This is a genomic window from Vibrio sp. 10N.222.48.A3, assembly GCF_041475345.1.
Lineage (GTDB): Bacteria > Pseudomonadota > Gammaproteobacteria > Enterobacterales > Vibrionaceae > Vibrio > Vibrio tasmaniensis_A.
This window is the reverse complement of the sequence record NZ_JBFRVX010000464.1, coordinates 1-3,508: the sequence shown is the minus strand read 5'-3', so window position 1 is coordinate 3,508 and position 3,508 is coordinate 1. Positions and strand designations below refer to the sequence as shown.

5 protein-coding genes are annotated in these 3,508 nt (G+C 44.4%); 4 read left to right on the top strand and 1 reads right to left on the bottom strand.

Going from position 1 to position 3,508, the window contains the following annotated elements; genetic code table 11:
* Window positions 1-156: 156 nt before the first annotated feature.
* Window positions 157-738, bottom strand: a complete 582-nt coding sequence (locus AB4653_RS13920) for a nucleoside triphosphate pyrophosphatase (RefSeq protein WP_009848611.1) — start codon at window positions 736-738, stop codon at window positions 157-159.
* 149 nt (window positions 739-887) lie between these two features.
* Between AB4653_RS13920 and yceD the strand changes: the two genes are divergently transcribed.
* The 4 genes from yceD to AB4653_RS13900 all read left to right on the top strand — a co-directional run.
* Window positions 888-1,415 carry a 23S rRNA accumulation protein YceD gene (yceD, locus tag AB4653_RS13915; protein WP_004733994.1) on the top strand — a complete coding sequence of 176 codons (528 nt, stop codon included), beginning with the start codon at window positions 888-890 and terminating at the stop codon, window positions 1,413-1,415.
* A gap of 44 nt (window positions 1,416-1,459) precedes the next feature.
* Window positions 1,460-1,630 carry a 50S ribosomal protein L32 gene (rpmF, locus tag AB4653_RS13910; RefSeq protein WP_004737376.1) on the top strand — a complete coding sequence of 57 codons (171 nt, stop codon included), beginning with the start codon at window positions 1,460-1,462 and terminating at the stop codon, window positions 1,628-1,630.
* Between the two features lie 9 nt (window positions 1,631-1,639).
* Window positions 1,640-2,665 (top strand): phosphate acyltransferase PlsX, encoded by a 1,026-nt coding sequence (plsX, locus tag AB4653_RS13905; RefSeq protein WP_012603565.1) that lies wholly within the window; start codon window positions 1,640-1,642, stop codon window positions 2,663-2,665.
* Between the two features lie 5 nt (window positions 2,666-2,670).
* Window positions 2,671-3,508: beta-ketoacyl-ACP synthase III (locus tag AB4653_RS13900; protein WP_372104462.1), on the top strand; the 838-nt coding region annotated here is incomplete at its 3' end.

The following is a 3,508-nucleotide window of genomic DNA, read 5'->3' as shown; positions in this document are numbered from 1 at the left end:
AGATCCCCAACTCGCTCGTTCCTCGCTCATGAGGATGACGACTTTTTAAAGTCAGGTTCTACATCATGAGCTGATTGGATAATGTGGCTATCTTCGTCATTCCCTAGACTGACGAAGGAAGGAGTAGGGAATCTCCAACAGAGTGGTAAGTATCGCTTACAACACGTTCATTCCTTGTGCCTCAAGCATATCGACTAAATCGATCAGAGGTAAGCCGATCAGCGTGTTTGGGTCTTTACCTTCCATCTGTTTAAACAATGCAATACCTAACCCTTCGCACATAAAACTGCCCGCGCAGTAATAAGGCTGCTCTTTCTCAACATAAGAAATGATCTGTTGCTCAGTTAAATCGCGGAAATGCACAACAAAGGTGTCGAGACGCGTGTCAGCTTTACTGGTCTCGCTGTTCCATACCGTTATCCCAGTATAGAAAGTGATGCTCTTACCACTTTGACGAGACAATTGCTCAATCGCTTTCTCACGAGTATGAGGTTTGCCAATGATTTCTTCGTCGATCACACATACTTGATCGGAACCAATCACTAGGCTTGGTTGTTCGACAGCACAAGACTTGGCTTTGGTCTCAGCAAGACGCATTACCAATTGTTGAGGAGTCTCTTCTGGAAGTGGCGTTTCATCGCAGTCAGGCTTTGCTGTGACAAAGTCTAACTGTAGTTTTTTGAGGATCTCTTGCCTAAATGGAGATGTAGAAGCTAAAACTAGTTGGTAATTTCTCATTTTAATTTACAATTCGTGTAAGCATTTAGTTCAGGATAACGTAACTTATCCTGCTATTCATAATGCTCTGAACAGGAAAGGTAGGAAAGTACATTTTTTTTGCCATTTCCTTTGACTAAACACGATTTGGAAGATAAGATTCGCGCCCTATGCAAAAGGAAAAAATACCGCGTACAGTTGATCCGGCAAGAACGGCTCAAAAACGACTCGATATGGATGGTATCATTCAAGTCAGTCTTTTAAAGCGTTTAACCGAAACAACTGAAGGCGTAAAACGTGACGCGCAAGTCTCAATGTCATTTGGGCTTGATGAACAACGATTAGTCGTTATCTCTGGTAAAGCTAACGTCGAAGTCGATTTAGAGTGTCAACGTTGTAATGAGGTTTTCGCACATGAGTGCGATGTCCAATTTACTTATACTCCTGTTTACAGCGAGAAAAGTGAAGAGGAAGCACCGGAAGAGTACGATTTGGTAGATCTGAACGAGTACGGTGAGTTAGACCTGATTCAATTAGTTGAAGACGAGTTCATCCTTGGATTGCCACAAATAGCAATGCACGACGATGCGAAATGTAGCGTTAACTCAAATAACTTGGTGTTTGGTGAACTTCCTGAAGAAATTGAGGAAGATAAAAAGCCGAATCCATTTGATGTTTTAAAAAACTTAAAGAAATAACTTATTAGTAAGTATCTTTAAGAATTTACATAGGAGTAGGGTCAATGGCCGTACAAAAGAGCAAGAAATCACGTTCAATGCGTGGCATGCGTCGTTCACACGATGCGCTAACTACAGCTGCACTTTCTGTAGACGCAACTTCAGGTGAAACTCACCTACGTCACAACGTGACTGCCGAAGGTTTCTACCGCGGCAAAAAGGTTATCAACAAGTAAGGTTGACCTTTGCAAAATCTAACCGTTGCGCTTGATGCAATGGGCGGGGACTTCGGTCCTCGTGTAACAGTGCCTGCCGCCGTGCAGGCACTGTCGTATTTCCCAGAGCTAAAAGTCATTCTCATAGGTGATCGAAATGCGATCACATCTCAATTATCTTCATTAGGTCGAATGCCTGATTCTCGTTTGAGTATCCAGCATTGTGATCGAGTTATTTCCAATTCTGAAAAACCTTCACTAGCCTTACGTAATAGTCAGGGTAGTTCTATGCGTGCTGCTATCGATCTGGTTGCCGAGTCACAAGCTGATGCTTGTGTGAGTGGTGGCAACACCGGCGCACTGATGGCGTTATCTCGTTTCCGACTCAAACTCCTTCCTGGTATTGATAGGCCTGCATTGGTTTCAGCTTTGCCTACCGCTTCTGGCAACCGTACATGGATGCTTGATTTAGGAGCGAACGTTTCTAGTGACGCGGATTCACTGTTTCAGTTTGCCGTAATGGGCAGTGCATTAGCAGAACAACATTTAGGTCGCGTGCCTCGTGTCGCTATCTTGAATATCGGCGCTGAAGAAATCAAAGGCAATGACCTTGTAAAACGATGCGCTGAAATGTTGTCGAATACTCAGTCTGTGAACTTCATAGGCTATATTGAAGGTAATCAATTACTTCAAGATGCGGCTGATGTCGTCGTATGTGATGGTTTTGTGGGCAATGTCTGCTTAAAAACGTGTGAAGGTACGGCTCAGCTCTTTATTGATAAGCTAAAAACGCGCATGATGGCTTCAACAATAAAGGGGTGGATCGCCAGAATGTTGTTTTCTGAGCTATTTACTGAATTAAAAACCTTGAACCCCGACCAGTATAACGGCGCAAGTTTGTTAGGATTGCGCGGCATTGTCATTAAAAGCCATGGAAGTGCTGATGTGTCTGCAGTCGTCAACGCGATTGGTGAGGCAGTACACGAGGTCAAACGACAAGTCCCCAGTCGCATTAGCGATCGTTTGGAAGCGGTTTTACTCGAGAGGCATTATTAGTCTTCATGTATAGCAAAATTTTAGGTACTGGCAGCTACTTGCCATCTCAGGTGCGTACTAACGCAGACTTAGAGAAAATGGTAGAGACTAGCGATGAGTGGATCGTGGCTAGAACAGGTATTAAAGAGCGTCGTATTTCAGCGGAAAACGAAACCGTTGCGGATATGGCGTTTTACGCTGCTGAGAATGCCATTGAAATGGCAGGTATCGACAAAGAAGATATTGATTTAATCATCGTTGCGACAACCAGCAGTAGCCACACATTTCCGTCTTCGGCATGTCAGGTACAAGGCAAGCTTGGTATCAAAGGCTGCCCTGCGTTTGATTTGGCTGCGGCGTGTTCTGGTTTTGTCTACGCACTGTCTGTTGCTGATCAACACATCAAGACTGGCATGTGTAAGAACGTTTTGGTAATCGGTGCGGATGCACTGTCAAAAACCTGTGATCCGACTGACCGCTCTACTATCATCTTATTTGGTGATGCTGCAGGTGCGGTGGTTGTTGGCGCAAGCGAAGAGCCAGGTATTTTGTCTACTCACATATACTCTGATGGTAAATATGGTGAGCTTCTAAGCCTAGAAGTTCCAGAGCGTGGCGGTGATGCCGACAAATGGTTGCACATGGCGGGCAACGAAGTATTTAAAGTGGCGGTAACTCAGCTTTCTAAGCTTGTGAAAGACACATTAGCGGCGAACAATATGGATAAGTCAGAGCTTGATTGGTTAGTTCCACATCAAGCGAACTACCGCATTATTTCGGCAACCGCTAAAAAGCTGACGATGTCGCTTGATCAAGTTGTGATTACTCTTGATAAGCACGGCAATACGTCGGCAGCTACCGTAC

Bases quoted from the DNA above. Each gene is read 5' to 3' on its own strand.
- yceD (WP_004733994.1), top strand. From the start codon at position 888: ATGCAAAAGGAAAAAATACCGCGTACAGTTGATCCGGCAAGAACGGCT.
- AB4653_RS13920 (WP_009848611.1), bottom strand. From the start codon at position 738: ATGAGAAATTACCAACTAGTTTTAGCTTCTACATCTCCATTTAGGCAA.
- rpmF (WP_004737376.1), top strand. From the start codon at position 1,460: ATGGCCGTACAAAAGAGCAAGAAATCACGTTCAATGCGTGGCATGCGT.